This window comes from Microbacterium sp. CFBP 8794, assembly GCF_014841235.1.
GTDB lineage: Bacteria > Actinomycetota > Actinomycetes > Actinomycetales > Microbacteriaceae > Microbacterium.
This window is the reverse complement of the sequence record NZ_JACYTT010000004.1, coordinates 373901-390662: the sequence shown is the minus strand read 5'-3', so window position 1 is coordinate 390662 and position 16762 is coordinate 373901. Positions and strand designations below refer to the sequence as shown.

General features: G+C 71.6%; 16 protein-coding genes and 1 tRNA gene. 10 read left to right on the top strand and 7 right to left on the bottom strand.

Annotated elements, in window-relative coordinates; genetic code table 11:
- Nucleotides 1-36 precede the first annotated feature (36 nt).
- Complete coding sequence (locus IFU19_RS12720; protein ID WP_055938459.1) at nt 37-237, bottom strand: hypothetical protein; 201 nt, start codon at nt 235-237, stop codon at nt 37-39.
- 228 nt (nt 238-465) lie between these two features.
- Here IFU19_RS12720 and IFU19_RS12715 point away from each other — a divergent pair, with 228 nt between their 5' ends.
- Nucleotides 466-930 carry a MarR family transcriptional regulator gene (locus IFU19_RS12715; protein ID WP_192014230.1) on the top strand — a complete coding sequence of 155 codons (465 nt, stop codon included), beginning with the start codon at nt 466-468 and terminating at the stop codon, nt 928-930.
- A gap of 56 nt (nt 931-986) precedes the next feature.
- Here the strand turns inward: IFU19_RS12715 and IFU19_RS12710 are convergent, their stop codons facing one another.
- The gene (locus IFU19_RS12710; RefSeq protein ID WP_070410021.1) at nt 987-1328 is read right to left on the bottom strand and encodes a hypothetical protein; all 342 of its coding nucleotides are present in this window, start codon (nt 1326-1328) and stop codon (nt 987-989) included.
- A 438-nt stretch (nt 1329-1766) separates the two neighbouring features.
- Here IFU19_RS12710 and IFU19_RS17070 point away from each other — a divergent pair, with 438 nt between their 5' ends.
- Complete coding sequence (locus IFU19_RS17070) at nt 1767-2702, top strand: helix-turn-helix domain-containing protein (protein WP_199858750.1); 936 nt, start codon at nt 1767-1769, stop codon at nt 2700-2702.
- A gap of 386 nt (nt 2703-3088) precedes the next feature.
- On the opposite strand, the gene IFU19_RS12700 is transcribed toward IFU19_RS17070, so the two are convergent.
- The gene (locus tag IFU19_RS12700; RefSeq protein WP_192014228.1) at nt 3089-4582 is read right to left on the bottom strand and encodes a SulP family inorganic anion transporter; all 1494 of its coding nucleotides are present in this window, start codon (nt 4580-4582) and stop codon (nt 3089-3091) included.
- A 120-nt stretch (nt 4583-4702) separates the two neighbouring features.
- On the opposite strand from IFU19_RS12700, the gene IFU19_RS12695 reads away from it, so the two are divergent.
- Both IFU19_RS12695 and IFU19_RS12690 read left to right on the top strand, forming a co-directional pair.
- Nucleotides 4703-5074 (top strand): MerR family transcriptional regulator, encoded by a 372-nt coding sequence (locus IFU19_RS12695; RefSeq protein ID WP_070409470.1) that lies wholly within the window; start codon nt 4703-4705, stop codon nt 5072-5074.
- Entirely contained in the window at nt 5071-5646 is a 576-nt protein-coding gene (locus IFU19_RS12690; protein WP_192014226.1) for a GNAT family N-acetyltransferase, read from the top strand. Before IFU19_RS12695 ends, IFU19_RS12690 begins: the two co-directional genes overlap by 4 nt.
- 79 nt (nt 5647-5725) lie before the next feature.
- Here IFU19_RS12690 and IFU19_RS12685 read toward each other — a convergent pair whose 3' ends face one another.
- Complete coding sequence (locus IFU19_RS12685; protein WP_199858749.1) at nt 5726-6451, bottom strand: FCD domain-containing protein; 726 nt, start codon at nt 6449-6451, stop codon at nt 5726-5728.
- A gap of 217 nt (nt 6452-6668) precedes the next feature.
- Between IFU19_RS12685 and IFU19_RS12680 the strand changes: the two genes are divergently transcribed.
- The 5 genes from IFU19_RS12680 to IFU19_RS12660 all read left to right on the top strand — a co-directional run bounded on the left by IFU19_RS12680 (nt 6669) and on the right by IFU19_RS12660 (nt 10894).
- Nucleotides 6669-7604, top strand: a complete 936-nt coding sequence (locus IFU19_RS12680; protein ID WP_192014222.1) for an ABC transporter substrate-binding protein — start codon at nt 6669-6671, stop codon at nt 7602-7604.
- A gap of 34 nt (nt 7605-7638) precedes the next feature.
- A complete protein-coding gene (locus IFU19_RS12675; protein ID WP_192014220.1) occupies nt 7639-9210 on the top strand; it encodes an amino acid ABC transporter permease/ATP-binding protein in 1572 nt (523 codons plus the stop codon).
- The gene (locus IFU19_RS12670) at nt 9207-9632 is read left to right on the top strand and encodes a RidA family protein (protein WP_192014218.1); all 426 of its coding nucleotides are present in this window, start codon (nt 9207-9209) and stop codon (nt 9630-9632) included. The genes IFU19_RS12675 and IFU19_RS12670 overlap by 4 nt, the downstream gene beginning before the upstream one ends.
- Nucleotides 9629-10747 (top strand): acetamidase/formamidase family protein, encoded by a 1119-nt coding sequence (locus tag IFU19_RS12665; protein WP_192014216.1) that lies wholly within the window; start codon nt 9629-9631, stop codon nt 10745-10747. Before IFU19_RS12670 ends, IFU19_RS12665 begins: the two co-directional genes overlap by 4 nt.
- A gap of 58 nt (nt 10748-10805) precedes the next feature.
- Nucleotides 10806-10894 (top strand) — tRNA-Ser (locus IFU19_RS12660).
- 111 nt (nt 10895-11005) lie between these two features.
- On the opposite strand, the gene IFU19_RS12655 is transcribed toward IFU19_RS12660, so the two are convergent.
- From IFU19_RS12655 to IFU19_RS12645, 3 genes are read right to left on the bottom strand one after another with little or no spacing between them, the layout of a single operon-like run.
- Nucleotides 11006-13312 carry a transglutaminase TgpA family protein gene (locus IFU19_RS12655; RefSeq protein ID WP_235561624.1) on the bottom strand — a complete coding sequence of 769 codons (2307 nt, stop codon included), beginning with the start codon at nt 13310-13312 and terminating at the stop codon, nt 11006-11008.
- Nucleotides 13299-14519 (bottom strand): DUF58 domain-containing protein, encoded by a 1221-nt coding sequence (locus IFU19_RS12650; protein WP_192014214.1) that lies wholly within the window; start codon nt 14517-14519, stop codon nt 13299-13301. The genes IFU19_RS12655 and IFU19_RS12650 overlap by 14 nt, the downstream gene beginning before the upstream one ends.
- 7 nt (nt 14520-14526) lie before the next feature.
- The gene (locus IFU19_RS12645) at nt 14527-15537 is read right to left on the bottom strand and encodes an AAA family ATPase (protein ID WP_192211974.1); all 1011 of its coding nucleotides are present in this window, start codon (nt 15535-15537) and stop codon (nt 14527-14529) included.
- 200 nt (nt 15538-15737) lie between these two features.
- Here IFU19_RS12645 and IFU19_RS12640 point away from each other — a divergent pair, with 200 nt between their 5' ends.
- Nucleotides 15738-16670, top strand: coding sequence for an ROK family protein (locus IFU19_RS12640; protein WP_192014212.1), 933 nt, complete (start codon nt 15738-15740; stop codon nt 16668-16670).
- Nucleotides 16671-16762: the final 92 nt, after the last annotated feature.

Sequence of the window (16762 nt, the reverse complement as noted above, 5' to 3'; positions counted from 1 at the left end):
GGCGGGAGCCGACGCGTCGGCGGAAGGGGCGGTGGTTCAGGCGCGGGGCGCGACCACCATCGGCTCGACGATCGTGCGGGTGCGCGACCAAGGCCAGCGCGGGGCCGGACGCGTCCCCCGTCGGTCCTCGGCCGCCCTCGGCACGATGCCGTTGCCCATCGCGGTCGACATCGCGATGCTCCACACCGAGCCCGCGTGCTGGGCGTCGTCCTGTGCGCCGTGTTGTCCGTAGATCATGGTCTTCTCCTCGCTCCCGTCTCCCGACGGAACTGTCCTTCCTCCGTCATAGACCGGCGGCGAGCGGCGGGGCCCGCCCTTGACAGCGCCGCCCTGCTGCGCATGCGGGGCAACGCCGCGGGTCCAGACGACGGGCCCGGCTCGAGGCGGAGGAGACGAGGGCATCATCCGGCTCCTCCGCGTCGCGACGAGACGGCCTCTGGGATGGAGTCGCTACGATCGGGGGTCGTGCAGACGTCTTCCGATTCTTCGTCGTCCCCCTCGCCGGGGTCCGACCTGGGGCGCGCCCTGCTCGCATACGGCGAGGCTCGGCGCGTCGCCGCCGCCGCCGCCCGCCGCGAACTCGCGCTTAACGAGCTCGACGCCCGCGCGCTCGTGTTCGTCGCCGACAACCCCGGCGCGCGTCCCTCCCACGTGCGCGATCACCTGGGGATCACCTCGGCCGGTGTGACCACCCTCATCGACCGTCTCGTCCAGCGTGGCGCCGTTCGCCGCGATCTCGACGAGGACGATCGGCGGGTCAACCACATCACGGCGACGGTCGATCTCGACAGCCCCCCGTGGAACGCGCTGCGCGCTTTCGACGACGGCATCGAGGCGGCGATCGCCGGCCTGGATGCGGAGCGCGCGGCTGCGGCGGCGTCGCTGCTGCAGCACCTCATCGCGACGGTGGCGATAGCGGACGAGCGCTGAGTCGCCACGCTGAGGCGTGACCGCTCGACCTCCACACCGCGGTGGAGGCGAGGGTGTCAGGCTCGCGCGAGGAACGCCTCGGACCGGGCCTGCAGGAACGAGCACAGTGCCGCCAGGGTGGCCAGCTCGCCGGACAACGCCATGACCCGACCGGCGGGCAGCGGAGCCGCGTCTTCTCGAGGTTCGAAGGTGACGGCCCAGTCGGTCGATCCGACCTCGCTGCTCGGCGCCACGTAGAAGGTCGTCGAGACGCTGCGCAGCTGCGCGGCGACGAGGCCGGCGTCGGCGCCGTCTTCGCCATCCTGCGGGATGACGCGCAGGATCTCCGCGTCGTCGAACCCGAGCGCCCGGAAGTCGTCGACCCACTCCTGGAGCGTGCTCATCGTGCGAAAAGGCATCGGCATCCCCTCGGGTATCGGCACACCCGGCGGCGGCTGCCTCCATTATGTCCGTGCCGGGGCTCCCGCGCGGGGTGGGCCGTCTCGGTGCGGGGTCACGAGCGCCGTACCGAGACGATCCGACCGTCGCGCCGGGGAACGGGGGACGCCGGATGCCGCACCCCGAAGGAGCTGCGTCCCAAATCTTCCCGAGCACGGCGGTGGCGGTCAATGCGATGTGAGACGGGTTGCGCGCCCCGGCCGGAGGTGCGCGCGCGGCGGCCGACGGCGCTGTGGCTGCTTGCTATGAATTGCCCCAGTACGCTGGAACGTGGATGGGGGGCATCCAGGTTCGTGCACGGACGCCCGCGGAGCGCGCGTGAGAGCGGTCCCATATCGATCCTTGCCACGGAGCGCAATGGTCTTGCCGCACGACTTCGGACAATTTAGGAAGACCTCGTGGAGCATACGAACATCGAGACCCGCGACGCCGAGACGGTGGAGCAGTTGTGGCAGTCGGTCGTCCCGGGCGCGCGCATCTCGCGCGCGGAGGTGATCCAGCCCGGTCTGTCCTGGCATGCCGCGACGGAACCGGGGTTCGGTTTCTTCGACTACACGATCGGGTCGACCATGCTCGTCGAGTCCGACCCGCTCGATCACGTGGTCGTCGGCCGTATCGCGGGGCCGCGGGTCGCGGGAACGTATCGGCGGGAGCGCATCGACACCGCGGTGCCGTTCATGGTCGTCGACCGTCCGCTCGAGATCGCGTTCAGTGGGCGCATCGCCGGGGCCGGCGTGTCGTTCGCGCGATCGGAGTTCGACGAGGCCGCCCGGCGTCTGTCGGGCGATGACACGCTGCGCGTGCGGCCGACCGGCTACGCCCCCGTCAGCGAGCAGCGTCTGCGCTACTGGTCGCGCACCTGGGAGTACGCCCGCGACGTGCTGCTGCGCTCGCAGGAACGCTCGCCGCTCGTCGAGAAGCAGGCGCGCACGCTCATGCTCGAGGCGTCGCTGCTGACCTTTCCGACCACGTTGACCGAGGTCCTCGCCGCCGGGCGTCCGGCCCGCCCGCTCCCCGCTCCCGTCCGCCGGGCGAAGGCCTACGTCGAAGCCCACGCCGCAGAGCCCGTGGTGCTGGCCGACATCGCCACGGCGGCTCGACTGTCGCCGCGGGGGCTGCAGTACGCCTTCCGTGCCGCGACCGGGCGCACGCCCATGCAGTACCTGCGCCGCGTGCGGCTCGACGCCGCGCGCGCGGAGCTGCGCAGCGCCGATCCGTCGGTCGACACCGTCGCCGCCGTCGCCGCACGTTGGGGGTTTTCGAACCTCGGCCGTTTCGCGGCGATGTACCGCGGCGAGTTCGGCGAGACGCCGTCGACGACGCTGCGCAGCTGACCCGCGCGCGCGTCGGCGCGTCGCGGTGCCCAGCGGAGCGCGTGGGACGAGGGGAGGACGTTTCTCGTCCTGGCATCCTCCCTGCGTCGCAGCTCCTCCGCTCCGCACGCCGTTGGCGATCCGGGCCGGCTCCGCGGCGCGCCGTCGGTGGTCACGGCCTCGCGCAGCCGGCGTGTTGCGGTGGCGGTGTCGCCCCGGCGTCGGCCTGTTCCGGTGCCCAGCGGAGGGCGTGGGATGAGGGGAGGACGTTTCTCGTCCTGGCATCCTCCCTGCGTCGCATCTCCTCCGCTCCGCACGCCGTCGGCCTGGCCCCCACCCGCGTAGAGGGGCCCCGCGCAGCCGGCCCCGCCCAGCCCGCATGGCGCGGCCCCGGAGCGCAGCCGGTGTCAGTGCCCGGCGCCGAGCCCACCGGTGAGGCGCCCGTGGAATCGGGCGGCGGCGGTGTTCATGCCCTGGAGTTCGACGGTCGTGCCCAGGTGCGCGTACTTGGTCTGAACGGCGTCGAGGGCTGCCACCGTCGAGGCGTCCCACACGTGCGAGCGCGACAGGTCGATGACCACGTGCGCCGGGTCGTGGTGGTAGGCGAACTTCGTCGTCAGGTCGTTGCTCGAGGCGAAGAACAGCTCACCCTCGACGGTGTAGCGCGCCACCTCGCCGTCGACCTCGCGGGTCACCGTCGTCAGGCTCGCGACCCGGCGGGCGAAGAGCACGGCCGCGGCGATCACGCCCACGCCCACACCGATGGCGAGGTTGTGCGTCCACACCGTGATCGCGACGGTCGACACCATCACGACCGTTTCGCTCACCGGCATCCGGCGCAGGGTCGAGGGGCGGATGCTGTGCCAGTCGAACGTGGCGACCGAGACGACGATCATCACGGCCACGAGCACCGCCATCGGAATGATCGCGACGACGTCGCCGAACACGAGCACCAGCAGCAGCAGGAAGACGCCGGCCAGGAAGGTCGAGATGCGCGTGCGCGCGCCCGACGCCTTGACGTTGATCATCGTCTGGCCGATCATCGCGCAGCCGCCCATGCCCCCGAACAGGCCCGACAGCACGTTGGCCGCGCCCTGACCGAGTGACTCGCGCGTCTTCGACGAGGGGGTGTCGGTGATGTCGTCTACGAGGGCGGCGGTCATCAGCGATTCGAGCAGCCCGACGATCGCCATGGCCACGGCGAACGGCAGGATGATCGCGAGCGTCTCGCCGTTCAGCGGCACGTTCGGCAGCAGCAGCGACGGCAGGCTCTCGGGCAGCGCGCCCTGGTCGCCGACGGTCGGCACCGAGATGCCGAACACCACGGCAGCGCCGGTGAGCAGCACGATGGCCACGAGCGGCGCGGGCACGGCCTTGGTCAGTCGCGGCAGCAGGTACATGATCAGCAGCCCCGCCACGGCGATCGGATACACCGCCCAGGGCACGCCGATCAGCTGCGGCACCTGCGCCGTGAAGATGAGGATCGCGAGCGCGTTGACGAAGCCCACCATGACGCTGCGGGGGATGTAGCGCATGAGTTTGGCGACGCCGAGGAGGCCGAGGATCACCTGCAGGATGCCGCCGAGGATCACCGTGGCGAGCAGGTAGTCGACGCCGTGCTCGCGGGCGACGGGGGCGATGACGAGGGCGATCGCGCCGGTCGCGGCCGAGATCATGGCCGGGCGACCGCCCAGGAACGCGATGGCCACGGCCATCACGAACGAAGAGAACAGTCCGAGGCGCGGATCGACCCCGGCGATGATCGAGAAGGCGATCGCCTCGGGGATGAGGGCGATCGCCACCACGAGGCCGGCCAGCACCTCGCGGGTGAGCAGGCGGGGCGAGCGGAGTGCCTGCAGCACGGTCGGCTCGGGGCGCGGACGCGCGAAGACGTCGGTCATGGAGATGCTCCCGGGGGACGCGGCGGAGGGATCCCGCCGATGAGCGGGGAGAATGAGGGGGTCGCGATCGCGACCGAACACACTCTACCGTAACGAGAGGGTTGCGGGATCGGGGATGCCATGAGCGACGCGCGACCGATGCAGATCGGCGAGCTCGCGGAGCGGACGGGCCTGTCGATCCGCACGCTGCGCCACTACGACGAGATCGGGCTCCTCGTGCCCTCCGCCCGCAGCGACGGCGGCTTCCGCCTCTACACGCCCGACGACGAGTCGCGCCTGCTGCTGATCCGCCGGATGAAACCGTTGGGCTATTCGCTCGAGCAAATGGGGGAGTTGCTCTCGGTGGTCGACGGCCTCGCCGACCGGCCCGATGACGCCGCCCTCGGCGAGCGTCTCGAGGCCATCCGGACCGAGGCCATGGAGAGGCGCGAGACACTCCGCCGCCAACTCGACGCGGCCGACGAGTTCGTCGCCCAACTGGCCGCGCGATGACCGTCCACGACATCGAGTTGACGGGGTTCGGCGTGCGGCTCACCCCGGCCCACCCCGACGACGCCGCCGCGGCCTGGCCCCTCACCGACGCCGACCTCTGGGCCCGGATGACCACGCCATGGCCCGAGTCCGTGCCGGCCTATGCCGCGCGCGTCGAGGAGCAGCGGGCGGCACCGGGACTCTTCGCCTTCACGGTTCGGGATGCCGCGACCGGCGAGGTCCGCGGCTCCACGACGCTCTACGACTACGCGCCGTCTCAGTCCCGGGTCGAGATCGGCACCACCTGGTACGGCCGGGCGTTTCAGGGCGGTGCCACCAACCCCGCCGCGAAGCGGTTGCTGCTCGCGCACGCCTTCGACGGGTGGGGCGTGAACCGTGTCGCGCTGCGCTGCGATGCACGCAATGAACGCAGCGCGCGAGCGATCGAGAGGCTCGGCGCCACCCGGGAGGGTCTGCTCCGTCACCACCGCATCGCACCCGACGGCTCCATCGGTGACACGCTGTACTTCTCGATCCTCCGTGCGGAGTGGCCGGCGGTGCGTACGGGGCTGGATGAGCGCCTCGGGCGCTGAGTTCCGGGGTGTCGTGCCCGTGCCGCGGTAGCGGTGGATGCCGTACCGGTCATGCCCTCGCGGGGACAGGGTCCCGGTGTCAGTCGGTGGGGGCCGGTGCGTCGGTGCGGCTGCGCCGCACGTCGCCGGGCTGCGCGACGTCGGTCGGATCGGCCGTCGCGATCATGTGCTCGACCATTCGCAGGTGCTTTTCCATGGCGGCTTTGGCGAGTTCGGGATCGCGCGCGGCGATGGCCGCATAAATTGCCTCGTGCCCCTCGTGCGATGTGCGCCGTGATTCGCTCGTGATGTGCGATTGCTGGCGCACGCCGGACACCCATTCTGCGGCCAGCTCCTGCAGTGTGGAGAGCAGTGGATTGCGGGCGGCGTGGGCGACGAGCTGATGGAACTCGATGTCGAGTCTCAACGATTCCGAAGGCGTCAGTCCGCTGTGGCTTCGTTCCAGGGCGTCCCGCAGTTGTACCAGGTTCGCCCGGGTCGCCCGTTGCGCGGCGAGGGCGGCGATCGGCGGCTCGATGGTGGCTCGCAACTCGGCGGCGTGTGATTGCTGGGTGCTGCGCGCCGAAATCAATGCACCGAACTGGGGGCGGTGGTCGGTGTCGAGAACAATGGTGCCGCGACCGCGCGTGCGCTCGATGAGGCCCTTTGCCTCGAGCTCGTACATCGCTTCTCGCAGTGTCGTTCGAGACACCGACAAAGTGGTGGCGAGTGCTCTTTCCGCGGGGAGGCGCGAGCCTGCCTCGAGATGACCGGTGACGATGAGGTGCTCGAGGTGCGCGGCCAGATTCACGGCGACGGACTCCACGCGTTGCGGAGCGGGGGGTACTACGACGGGGTCCACACTTCGCCTTTCCTGGTGATTCATCCTAGGGGCCCGCCGTAATCGTCGAGATATTTCGGGACGATCACCACTCGTGAAGTTCCTGTTACGACGACGGGACGACGTCGAGGATGCCCCTAACGTCAGTGGTCCAACCATCCAACCAATTGCATCCTGCCGCTGACCTCCCGAAAGGCTCGCCATGTCCTTGCGTCGTCCCGCCCTCGTGTTCACCGCCGTCGCGCTCCTCGCCCTCACCGGTTGTTCCGGTGGCGCCTCCTCTTCCCCCGGTTCCTCCGGAGACTCCGCGGCTCCCGCGAACGCGACCGACTTCAGCGCCGTCGCCGACTCGGCGGCCTGCGCGAGCCTGCGTGACGCGCACCCGGATCTGGTCGGCACCACCCAGACGAACGCCATCAACCCGTTCACGCCCGGCTACGAGACCGTCAATCCCGAGAACCCCGACGAGTACCAGGGTTTCGACATCGACCTGGGCAACGCCATCGCCGCGTGCCTCGGCTTCACCGTCGATTACGTTCCGGTGGGCTTCGCCGAGCTGGTCCCGACGGTGGCGAGCGGTCGCGCGGACTGGATCATCTCCAACCTGTACGCCACGAAGGAGCGCGCCGCGGGCGGAGTCGACTTCGTGAACTACTCCAAGGTGTACGACGGGGTCCTCGTGGCCTCGGGCAACCCCAAGAGCATCACGGGCATCGACACCTCGCTGTGCGGCCTGACCGTGGCCTTGAACAAGGGCTACGTCGAGGTGCCGCTGGTCGAGGCGGTCGGTCCCGACTGCGAGGCCGCGGGGCTGGACGCCCCGACCCTGAGCCTGTTCGACAGCAGCGCGGACTGTGTCCAGGCGATCCTCGCGGGCCGGGCCGACGCCTACATGAACGACGTGAACACGGTGAACCGGTACATCGCCGAGCACCCCGACGAGCTCGCGTCGGCCGACACCGTGATGCTCGACTACACCATCGGCATCGGTGTGCCCGCGGGCAACACCGACTTCCGCGACGCCGTGGTGGGAGCGCTGACCGAGATCCAGGGGTCGGGTCTGCAGGCGGAGTTCGCGACGAAGTGGCAGCTGGATGCCAACGCGGTCGCGGAGCCGACCATCCTGAGCGCCGACTGAGCACGCAGCCTTCCACGAGCAGAGATCGAGAACCATGGACGAGTTCCTGCGATATCTGACCTTGCCGTACCTCTGGCAGGGCATCTCCTTCACCGCCCAGCTCACCGCTCTGGGGTTCGTCGGTGGTCTGCTGCTCGGAGGGGTCTTGGCTGCCATGCAGCTGACACCCTTCCGGGTGGTCCGCGGCATCGCCCGGGCCTACGTCGTGATCTTCCGCGGCACCCCGCTGATCCTGCAGCTGGTGTTCGTCTTCACGGCGCTGCCGCACGCGGGGATCTCGCTCCCGCCGATCCTGGCGGGCGGTGTCGCACTGGCTTTGAACGAGGCCACGTTCATCGCGGAGATCATCCGCAGCGCCATCCGTGGTGTGGACCCGGGGCAGACGGCCGCGGGTCGCTCCCTGGGGCTCGCCCCGACCCGGGTCCTGCGATCGGTCGTCTGGCCGCAGGCCGTGCGCTCGATGGTGCCCGCGCTGGGGAACGAGGCCGTCGCGACGATGAAGAACTCGGCCCTGGCCTCGGTGATCGCCGTGCCGGAGCTGACGTTGCGCACGCAGCAGCTCGCCTCGGCGACGTTCGACTACTTCTCGATCTACTTCGCCACCGGCGTGATGTATCTGCTTCTGACGGGGGTGCTCACGGGGGTGCAGCTGCTGCTGGAAGACGTGCTCGACCTCGATCGCACGCACCGTCGGTCGCTGCTCGGGCGCATGTTCGGTGGTCGGCGCGGCCGAAAGGCCGCGCCGACTCCGATCGAGCCGCTCTCCGAGCAGAAGGCCCGTGAGCTGCAAGCGGAGGTCGCCGATGCGTTGACCACCGAAACTCGCCCAGCCGGTGAGGTGCTCGTGCGCCTCGAGGGCGTGGAGAAGTCGTACGGAGACACGACGGTGCTGCGCTCGGTCTCGCTCGAGGTGCGAGAGGGAGAGGTCGTGGCACTGCTGGGCCCGAGCGGTTCCGGCAAGAGCACACTGCTACGGGCGATCAGCGCGCTGGAACCGTACGACGGCGGGCTCATCCAGATCGGCGACGCACGGATCGGCTTCGATGCCGCCGGCAAGCGGCTCGGGGAGCGCGCGCTCGCCGCGCAGCGCCGGACGGTCGGCATCGGAATGGTGTTCCAGCAGTTCAACCTCTTCGCCCACCTCACCGCTCGGGCCAACATCGCCCGACCGCTGCAGTGGGTGCGAGGAACGTCGAAGACGGACTCCGCCGAGAGGGCGGAGGAACTGCTCCGCCGGGTGGGGATGTTGGGGCGCGCCGACGACCTTCCCCGCCGACTGTCGGGAGGACAGCAGCAGCGCGTGGGCATCGCGCGCGCGATCGCGATGGACCCGCGCGTGCTGCTGCTGGACGAGCCCACCAGCGCCCTGGATCCGGAACTGGTGATCGAGGTGCTCGCGGTGATCCGTGGCCTCGCACACCACCACGGGCTGACCATGATCATCGCCACCCATCAGCTCGGCTTCGCCCGCGAGGTCGCCGACCGCGCCGTGTTCATGGCCGGGGGAGTGGTCGTGGAAGAAGGCCCCGCCCGCACCCTCCTGACCGCGCCTCGAGAAGAGGCCACCAAGCGCTTCGTGCGCACGATGACAGAGGCAGAAGTATGACCCAGCTCCAGAGATTCACCTTCGACCCTGGCACCGGCGCACCGCCGCCCGTCGGACCGTTCTCGCACGCCACCCGGTGGGGCGACCAGCTCTTCGTCACGGGGCAGATGCCCACCGATCCCGCCACCGGTGCGCTGATCGCCGGCGGGGTCGTCGAGCAGACCCGCCAGGTGATGCGCAACTTGCAGGCGGTGCTCCAGCCGTTCGGCGCCTCGCTCGACGACGCCCTGATGGTGCGGGTCTACCTCACCGATTTCGGGGACTTCGCCGCCATGAACGAAGAGTACGAACGATGGTTCTCCGCCCCCAGGCCGAGCCGTACCTGCGTCGGCGTCACCGGACTCGCCGTCGACGCCCTCGTCGAGATCGACCTCATCGTCGGACTCCCCGACGATGCCGCACACCGCACGGAGGGCACATGAGCGCTCACATCCTGCAGCCGCACACCGGCGCGATCCGGGGCGACCGCTATCTCGCATCCGACCCCGACACGGTCAGCTGGGGGTGGCTCGCCAATCGGGCCACCGCACCGGTCGCCTCCCTCGGATCCGGGCAGTCGATCACCATCGACACCGTCAGCCACGAGGGGATCCTCGACGACCAGGGTCGCGACCCCCTGCGTTACCTCGCTCAGTTCGGCGTCGACCGCGCAGCCGTTCTCGACGACGTCGTCGCCATCGCCGGCAGCTCCATCGCGAACGGCCCCGACGACGGTCCCCATGTGGTCACCGGGCCCATCCACGTGGATGGCGCGAGACCCGGCGATCTCTTGAAGATCGACATCCTCGATCTGGCACCGCGCGTGCCCTACGGCTTCGTGAGCAGTCGACACGGCTACGGATCCCTCGTGGACGAGTACCCCGAACCCGACGGGTGGCGCCACGACGACGACACGATCACCGCCCCGGGGACCATCTCGCACTTCTGTCGGGTCCGCGGGGCCGACGGGTCACCCGCCCAGGGCGTGCTGGACGCCGGGAAGGGGCGCACCCTCCCCTTCGACCTGGCGCCCTTCCTGGGGCTCATGGGGGTGGCCGTCGACACCGACGACCCCGTTCCCTCGGTCCCACCCGGACGGCACGGCGGGAACATCGACGTGAAGCACGCCGTCGTCGGCACCACGCTGTACCTCCCGGTGCAGGTCGACGGTGCGGGCTTCTACACCGGGGATCCGCACTTCGCCCAGGGCAACGGCGAGGTGGCCCTCACCGCGCTCGAAGCGTCGTTGCGCGCCACTCTCCGGCTCACCGTCCTGCCGGCGAATCTGCTGGCGAGCACCGTCGGCGGCGTCGACGTGCCGTTCCTCGAGACGCCGACGCACTGGATCCCCACCGGAATGGACCCCGACCTCGACGTGGCGACGCAGCGGGCGGTCCGCAACGCCATCGCGTTCCTGAACACCAGATTCGACGTGCCCCGCTCCATCGCCATGGCGTACCTCTCGGCGGCCGCCGACTTCGAGATCTCCCAGGTCGTCGACGCCGTGAAGGGCGTGCATTGCATGATCCGCAAGGCCGACTTCGCCACCTGGATCTGACGCGCACTCACGGAGCGATGGCGGGGTCGGCGGCGCTCGCCGTGTAAGCTTTCCCGTTGGAAGTGTGTCCGAGCGGCCTAAGGAGCATGGCTGGAATCCATGTAGGCGGGGTAACTCGCCTCGCAGGTTCAAATCCTGTCACTTCCGCCGAACGAAGAGCGTCGTCCCTCACCGGGGCGGCGCTCTTCGCTTTCCCCGGCGGACCGCGACGCCGACTCCGAGCAGAGCTTGGACTCGACGCGCGACCGGTCCCGCCCCCTACCGTCCGACGGGTTCGCGCTCCGCGGACGCCGCACCCGGGCGCACGAGCAGCGAACGCGGCGCGAGTCGCGCGCCGAGGCGCCGGGGACGAGAGGCCGCGGCGGCGAGCGTGACGCGCGTCCGGTCGACGGCGTCGGCGAGGCCCGCTCCGGCGGAGGGGTCTATCGCGTCTCCGGCGTAGCTGACCTGCTCCAGCGCCGCGCGCAGCAGATCGAGGGCGTCGGCATCAGCGCCGTGGTCGGCGATCAGCCGCGCCGCGAACGCGCGGGGCGACTCGGCGGCGGGCGAGGGGATGCCGAGGTCGACGGCGTCTTCGCGCAGGGCGGTCCACGCGGCGACGGCGTCGCCCGCGCGCGCGGCGTGCAGACGTCGGCGACGCACGACGAGGCGCACCACGGCGGGGGTGGCCGCGAGCAGCACGACCAGCAGACCGGCGAGCGCCGCCGGCACCCAGGCGGCACCCCGGCCCGCGCCGGCGCCGGTGCCGACGCCGTCCTGGTCGCCGACATCGACGCGTCCGTCCTGCGAGGGCGCCGTCGACGGCTGGGCGCCGGGGGTGGCGGCATCCTGCTGCGGCGTGGCGGGGGCGTTGGACGCCCCGTTGGGCGACGACGAGGCGAAGTTCGTCGGCACGCCGAGGCTGTTCGTCGGTTCGAACGGCACCCATCCGATGCCCTCGAAGTACACCTCGGGCCACGCGTGCAGCTGGCTGGAGCTGACGACGAAGGTCGTCCGTCCGTCCGAGGGGGTCCCGGTCGCCGAACCCGGGAGGTAGCCCACCACGATGCGCGACGGCATGTCGAGCGTGCGCGCCATCACGGCGAACGCCGAGGCGTAGTGCACGCAGTACCCCGCGCGCACCTGCAGGAAATCGGCCACGGCGTCGAGCCCCGCTCCGTCGAAGCCCGAGTCGACCGGGGCGTCGAGCGAATAGCGGAACTCGCTGCTGCGGAACCAGGTCTGCAGGGCGATCAGCGCGTCGTACGGGTTCTGCGTGCCCGCCGTGACCTCTCGCGCGGTGTCGCCGATGATGGCGGGCACGTTCGCCGGGAGCGTGCGCACCGCGTCGCCGAGGTTGCCGCCGCCGACCGGCCGCGCGCGGATCTGCTCGAGGGTGGGACGCGCGACGGTCGACTGCACCTCGTACACCTGATCGCGCGTGGAGCCGGAGCGTGAGACGACGGTGCGGTTCTGCGGCATCCCGAGCCAGTCGCCCTGCAGACCCGTCACCGTGGAGGCCGGGTAGGGCACCGGCAACCAGGGGCTGTCGAGCTGGTCGACGTCGATGTCGGTGGTCCAGTCGGCCACCGCGATCTCGCCGTCGACGACGAGCGGGTCGAACACGGGTGCGTCGTCGCGCACGGGCACGGTGTCGGAGCTGTCGGGCTGCCACACCGAGCCGTCGAAGCTCGACAGGGTCACCGCGCGCAGGTAGGGCGCCGACGGCGCGGTCGTGCGCACGCTCAGCACGTCGACGTCGCGCGGCTGACGCAGGTCGTTGCCGAGTTCGAGGTTGGGGTTGATGGTCGTTCCCACCCCGCCCGTGCCGCCCGAGGCGAAGCGCAGGCCGGGCTGGGGCAGCAGGGGGGTGGCGACGACGGCCACGATGACCGCGACGGCGGCGACGCCGAGGGCCGTCGCCGACGCGCCGACACGGCGCGGAGTCCTCGGGCGACGCGCGACGGGATCGGCCTGCACCCGCGCGCGGGTGTCGATGCGCAGCAGGAAGAGCAGAGCCGCGGCCAGCACGACGAAGCTCCAGACGTCGACGTCGGAGGGGATCGCGATCGTCGGGATGAGCGACACGGCGACCAGTCCCACGCCCGCGAGCAGGGGCATGCGCGCCGTCAGGACGACGTGATCGAGCACGATCGCCAGGGCCCCGAAGGCGGCGACCAAGAGGAAGCTCAGCCCGGTGGCGGCCGACACCGGGGCCACGCCGACGCGGATCTCCTCCGCCGCGGCGTCGAGCAGTCCGGGAACGGATGCCACGGTGGCCGGCGTCGGGATCAGCCCGAGCAGCGCGGTCGGACGCCCGAACATCGCCGTCAGCAGCACCACCCAGACGACGACCTCGACGAGGCTGGCCGCGAGGGCCGGCAGACGCGCGAGCCGCACGCCGAGACCCGCCGCGAGGACCGCCGCCGAAAGACCGGCGGCGCCCGCCACCCACGAGCCCGGCGCGATGACCGAGAACGCCGGCAGCATCGCCGCGGCGAGGGCGACGAACAATCCGATGCTGAGCAGTGTCGCATCGCGTCGGCGCCGCGGGGAGCGCAGCACCGTCACATCACCGGTCGACACGGGCGTACCCCTGTTCCATCGCTGCGTCCCAGCTCTCGGCGATGTCGCCGCGGGGTCGCAGGGTGCTCGCGCGCCAGCCGGCGTGCCGTAGGGCGTCGAGCTCGGTGTGCTCGGCCACCGCGAGCAGCACCGCGAGAGACGATCGCGGAGCGGTCGATCCGAGGCCCGCGCGGTCGTCGGGGGTCAACGAGCCCGTGACGACCACGAGCGGTCCGAGCAGGGCGGCGGCCGAGGCGGGCAGCACGCGCCGCGACTCGTCGTCGGGCCGCGCCGTGAGCGTGGCGAACATCGCCGCGGCGGCGCGCGCCTCGACGTCGTCGCCGCCCTCGACGGGGTCGACCAGCAGGGTGCCGTCGCTGTCGACGACGTCGACCGTGTACCCCTCGTGCACGAGACGCGCGAGAACCGAGACGCAGGCGCTCACCGCCGTCTCGAACGCGGGGTCGCTCGCGGGGGCAAGCGCGGCGGCCGACGACCAGCGCGAGACGGCGCGGTCGAGGACGACGGTCGCCGCGGGGCTGGACTCCTGCTCCTCCTGGCGCACCATGAGCATGTCGCGGTGCGCGGTGGCGCGCCAGTGGATGCGGCGCATCGAATCGCCGGGCGCGTAGGGACGGGCGACGAGGTTGTCGGCCCCTTGCCCCAGCTGCAGCGCGGCGGTCTGCCGTGTTCCCCCGGCCTCGCCCGCAGCCGAGGGGAGGGCGGCGAGGTCGATCACGGCCGGGGCGACGGTGACGGGGGTCGGGCGGCCCAGGCGCAGGCGTCGCCGGATCACCCCGAACGGATCGGTCGTGGTCACCTCGAGCGGTCCGAGCGAATGGATGCCGCGCGCCGCGCCGACGACGTCGTAACGCAGCTCCACCGCGGCGGCGGCGGGGAAGCTGCCCCGGGCGCGTCCCGCGAGGCCGGCGGGAACGACGTCGCTCCATCGCCCGGCCGACGCGGGGAGGGCGCTGCGCAGACCCGCGCGCACGACCACCTCGGCCCGAGCGCCGACCTCGGGCACATCGGGTGAGACCGCGCGGGTCACCTCGCCCGCGCCGCGGGTCAGCAGCAGCACGACGGCCGAACCCGCGAGCAGCGCGACGAGCAGCGTGCCGAAGTACATCAGTTCGGGGATGCCGGCTTGCCGCGCCACCACGAACGACGTCACCGCCACCACCAGCGCCCCCGTGCCTCGCAGGGTGAAGGGCCAGAGTCGACTCACGCGGGGCTCACGGTCGCGGGGCGAGCGGCACGCGCACGCTGGCGGCGATCCGATCGAGCGCCTCGGCGACCACCGCGGCTCCGGCACGCCCACCGGCCGCTGAGCGATTGGCGATGAGGCGGTGGGCGAAGACGGGCGACAGCAGCGCGGTGAGGTCGTCGGGAATGACGTACGAGCGCCCGTCGAGGGCCGCGCGCACCTTCGCCGCGCGCACGAGCTGCAGGGTCGCGCGCGGGCTGGCGCCCAGACGGATGTCGGGGTGGCTGCGGGTGGCCTGCGCGAGCGCCACGACGTACTCCTCGAGCGCGGGGGCGAGGTGAACACCGCGTGCCCACGCGATCATCGCGGTCACCTGTTTGGCCGTGACGGCGGGCGTCAGGGCGTCGAGCGGATTGACCGTGTCGCGCTGGCGCAGCATGAGCGCCTCGGCCGCGGCATCGGGGTAGCCCATCGAGATGCGCAGCAGGAAGCGGTCGCGCTGCGCCTCGGGAAGGGCGTACGTGCCCTCCATCTCGAGGGGGTTCTGGGTCGCGACGACCAGGAACGGCGAGGGGAGCACGTGCGTGCGCCCGTCGACGGTCACCTGGCGCTCCTCCATCGCCTCGAGCAGCGACGACTGCGTCTTGGGGGAGGAGCGGTTGATCTCGTCGGCGATGACGATGTGGGCGAACACCGCGCCGGGGGTGAATTCGAACTGCCGCTGGACCGGGTTGAACACCGACACGCCCGTGATGTCGCCGGGCAGCAGGTCGGGGGTGAACTGGATGCGACGGACGTCGGCGTCGACGGTCGCGGCCAGCGCCCGCGCGAGCATGGTCTTACCCACGCCCGGCACGTCTTCGATGAGCAGGTGGCCCTCGGCCAGCAGCGCGATCAGGGCACTCCGCACGGCATCCTGCTTGCCGTCGATGACGCGCGAGATGGATGCGACGATCTCCCCGGTCAGACGGGCGAACGTCGCCGCGGTGAGCGGCTCGTCGATCCCGGGCCGTGCGGGGGCGGTGTCGGAGCGGCGCATCCGTGAGGCCGCATCGGGCATGACCGTCTCGTCCATGGCATCCCTTGGGTCGCGGGCGGAGGCGCGTCGTGGCCACCGTGACCTGATCGTAACCCGGGCCGCGGACACCGGGGCCCGAAACCAGCGGGTGCCCAGGCGTCACTCGGTCGATGCACCGGCCCCTAGGATCGGGGAGCGTTGATCCACCCGAGGAGCCGCGCATGTCCGATGCCACCCCGTCCCTGCCCGTTTTCACCCACGTGCTCGCCGTCGACATCGGCGGTACCAAGGTCGATGCGGCCCTCGTGTCGGTCTCGGGCGAGGTGGTGCGCGAGAGCGTGACCCGCCGTCCGACCGGCCGCGAGAACGATCGCGCGACCATCGCGAGCAACGTGCGCGCGGCCGCCGAAGAGGCGCTCGCCGCGGTCCCCGGGGCCTCCGTCGGGGCGATCGGGGTGGGCAGCGCCGGTCCCGTCGACCTGCCGTCGCGCTCGGTCTCGCCGCTGAATCTGCCGCTGGCGGCGGGCCTTCCGATCGACGAGGTCTTGGCCGGCCTCGTCGACGGCCCCCTGCACCTCGCCCTCGACGGCACGTGCATCGCGCTCGCCGAGCATTGGCGCGGCGCCCTGGTCGGGTGCGACGACGCGATGGCCATCGTCGTGTCGACCGGGGTCGGCGGGGGCTTCGTTCTGGGAGGTCACCCCGTCACGGGTGCGAGCGGCAACGCGGGGCACCTCGGTCAGACGTTCGTGCGCACGATCGAGGGCGATGACGTCGTGGCCTCCACCCTCGAGGCCGCCGCCGCCGGGCCCGGCACCGTCGCGTGGGCGCGCACCCAGGGCTGGACGGGCGAGACGGGACTCGACCTGGCGGCCTCGCACGCCGCGGGAGACGCGATCGCGATCGCGGCCGTGAGCCGCTCGGCGACCGCGGTCGGGCAGGCGATCGCGGCGGCGGCGACGCTCTGCGACTTCGAGGCGGTGGCCATCGCCGGCGGGTTCTCCCAGGTCGCTCCCGACTACGTCGATCAGGTGCGCGCCGCAGCCCACGCGGCGTCGCTGCACGCCTACGCCCGCCGGTGCCGCGTGGTGGGTTCGGGTCTCGACGGTGACGGTCCGCTGCTCGGTGCGGCGGCGCTGGCGCTGCAGTCCTGACCGCCCACGGTGTCGCTGCGCCGCGTGGGGTCGATCCCCGCGCGGGCGTAATCTGAGGCGCAGGGCCCGCGCCGCGGACCGACGAGCGGAGG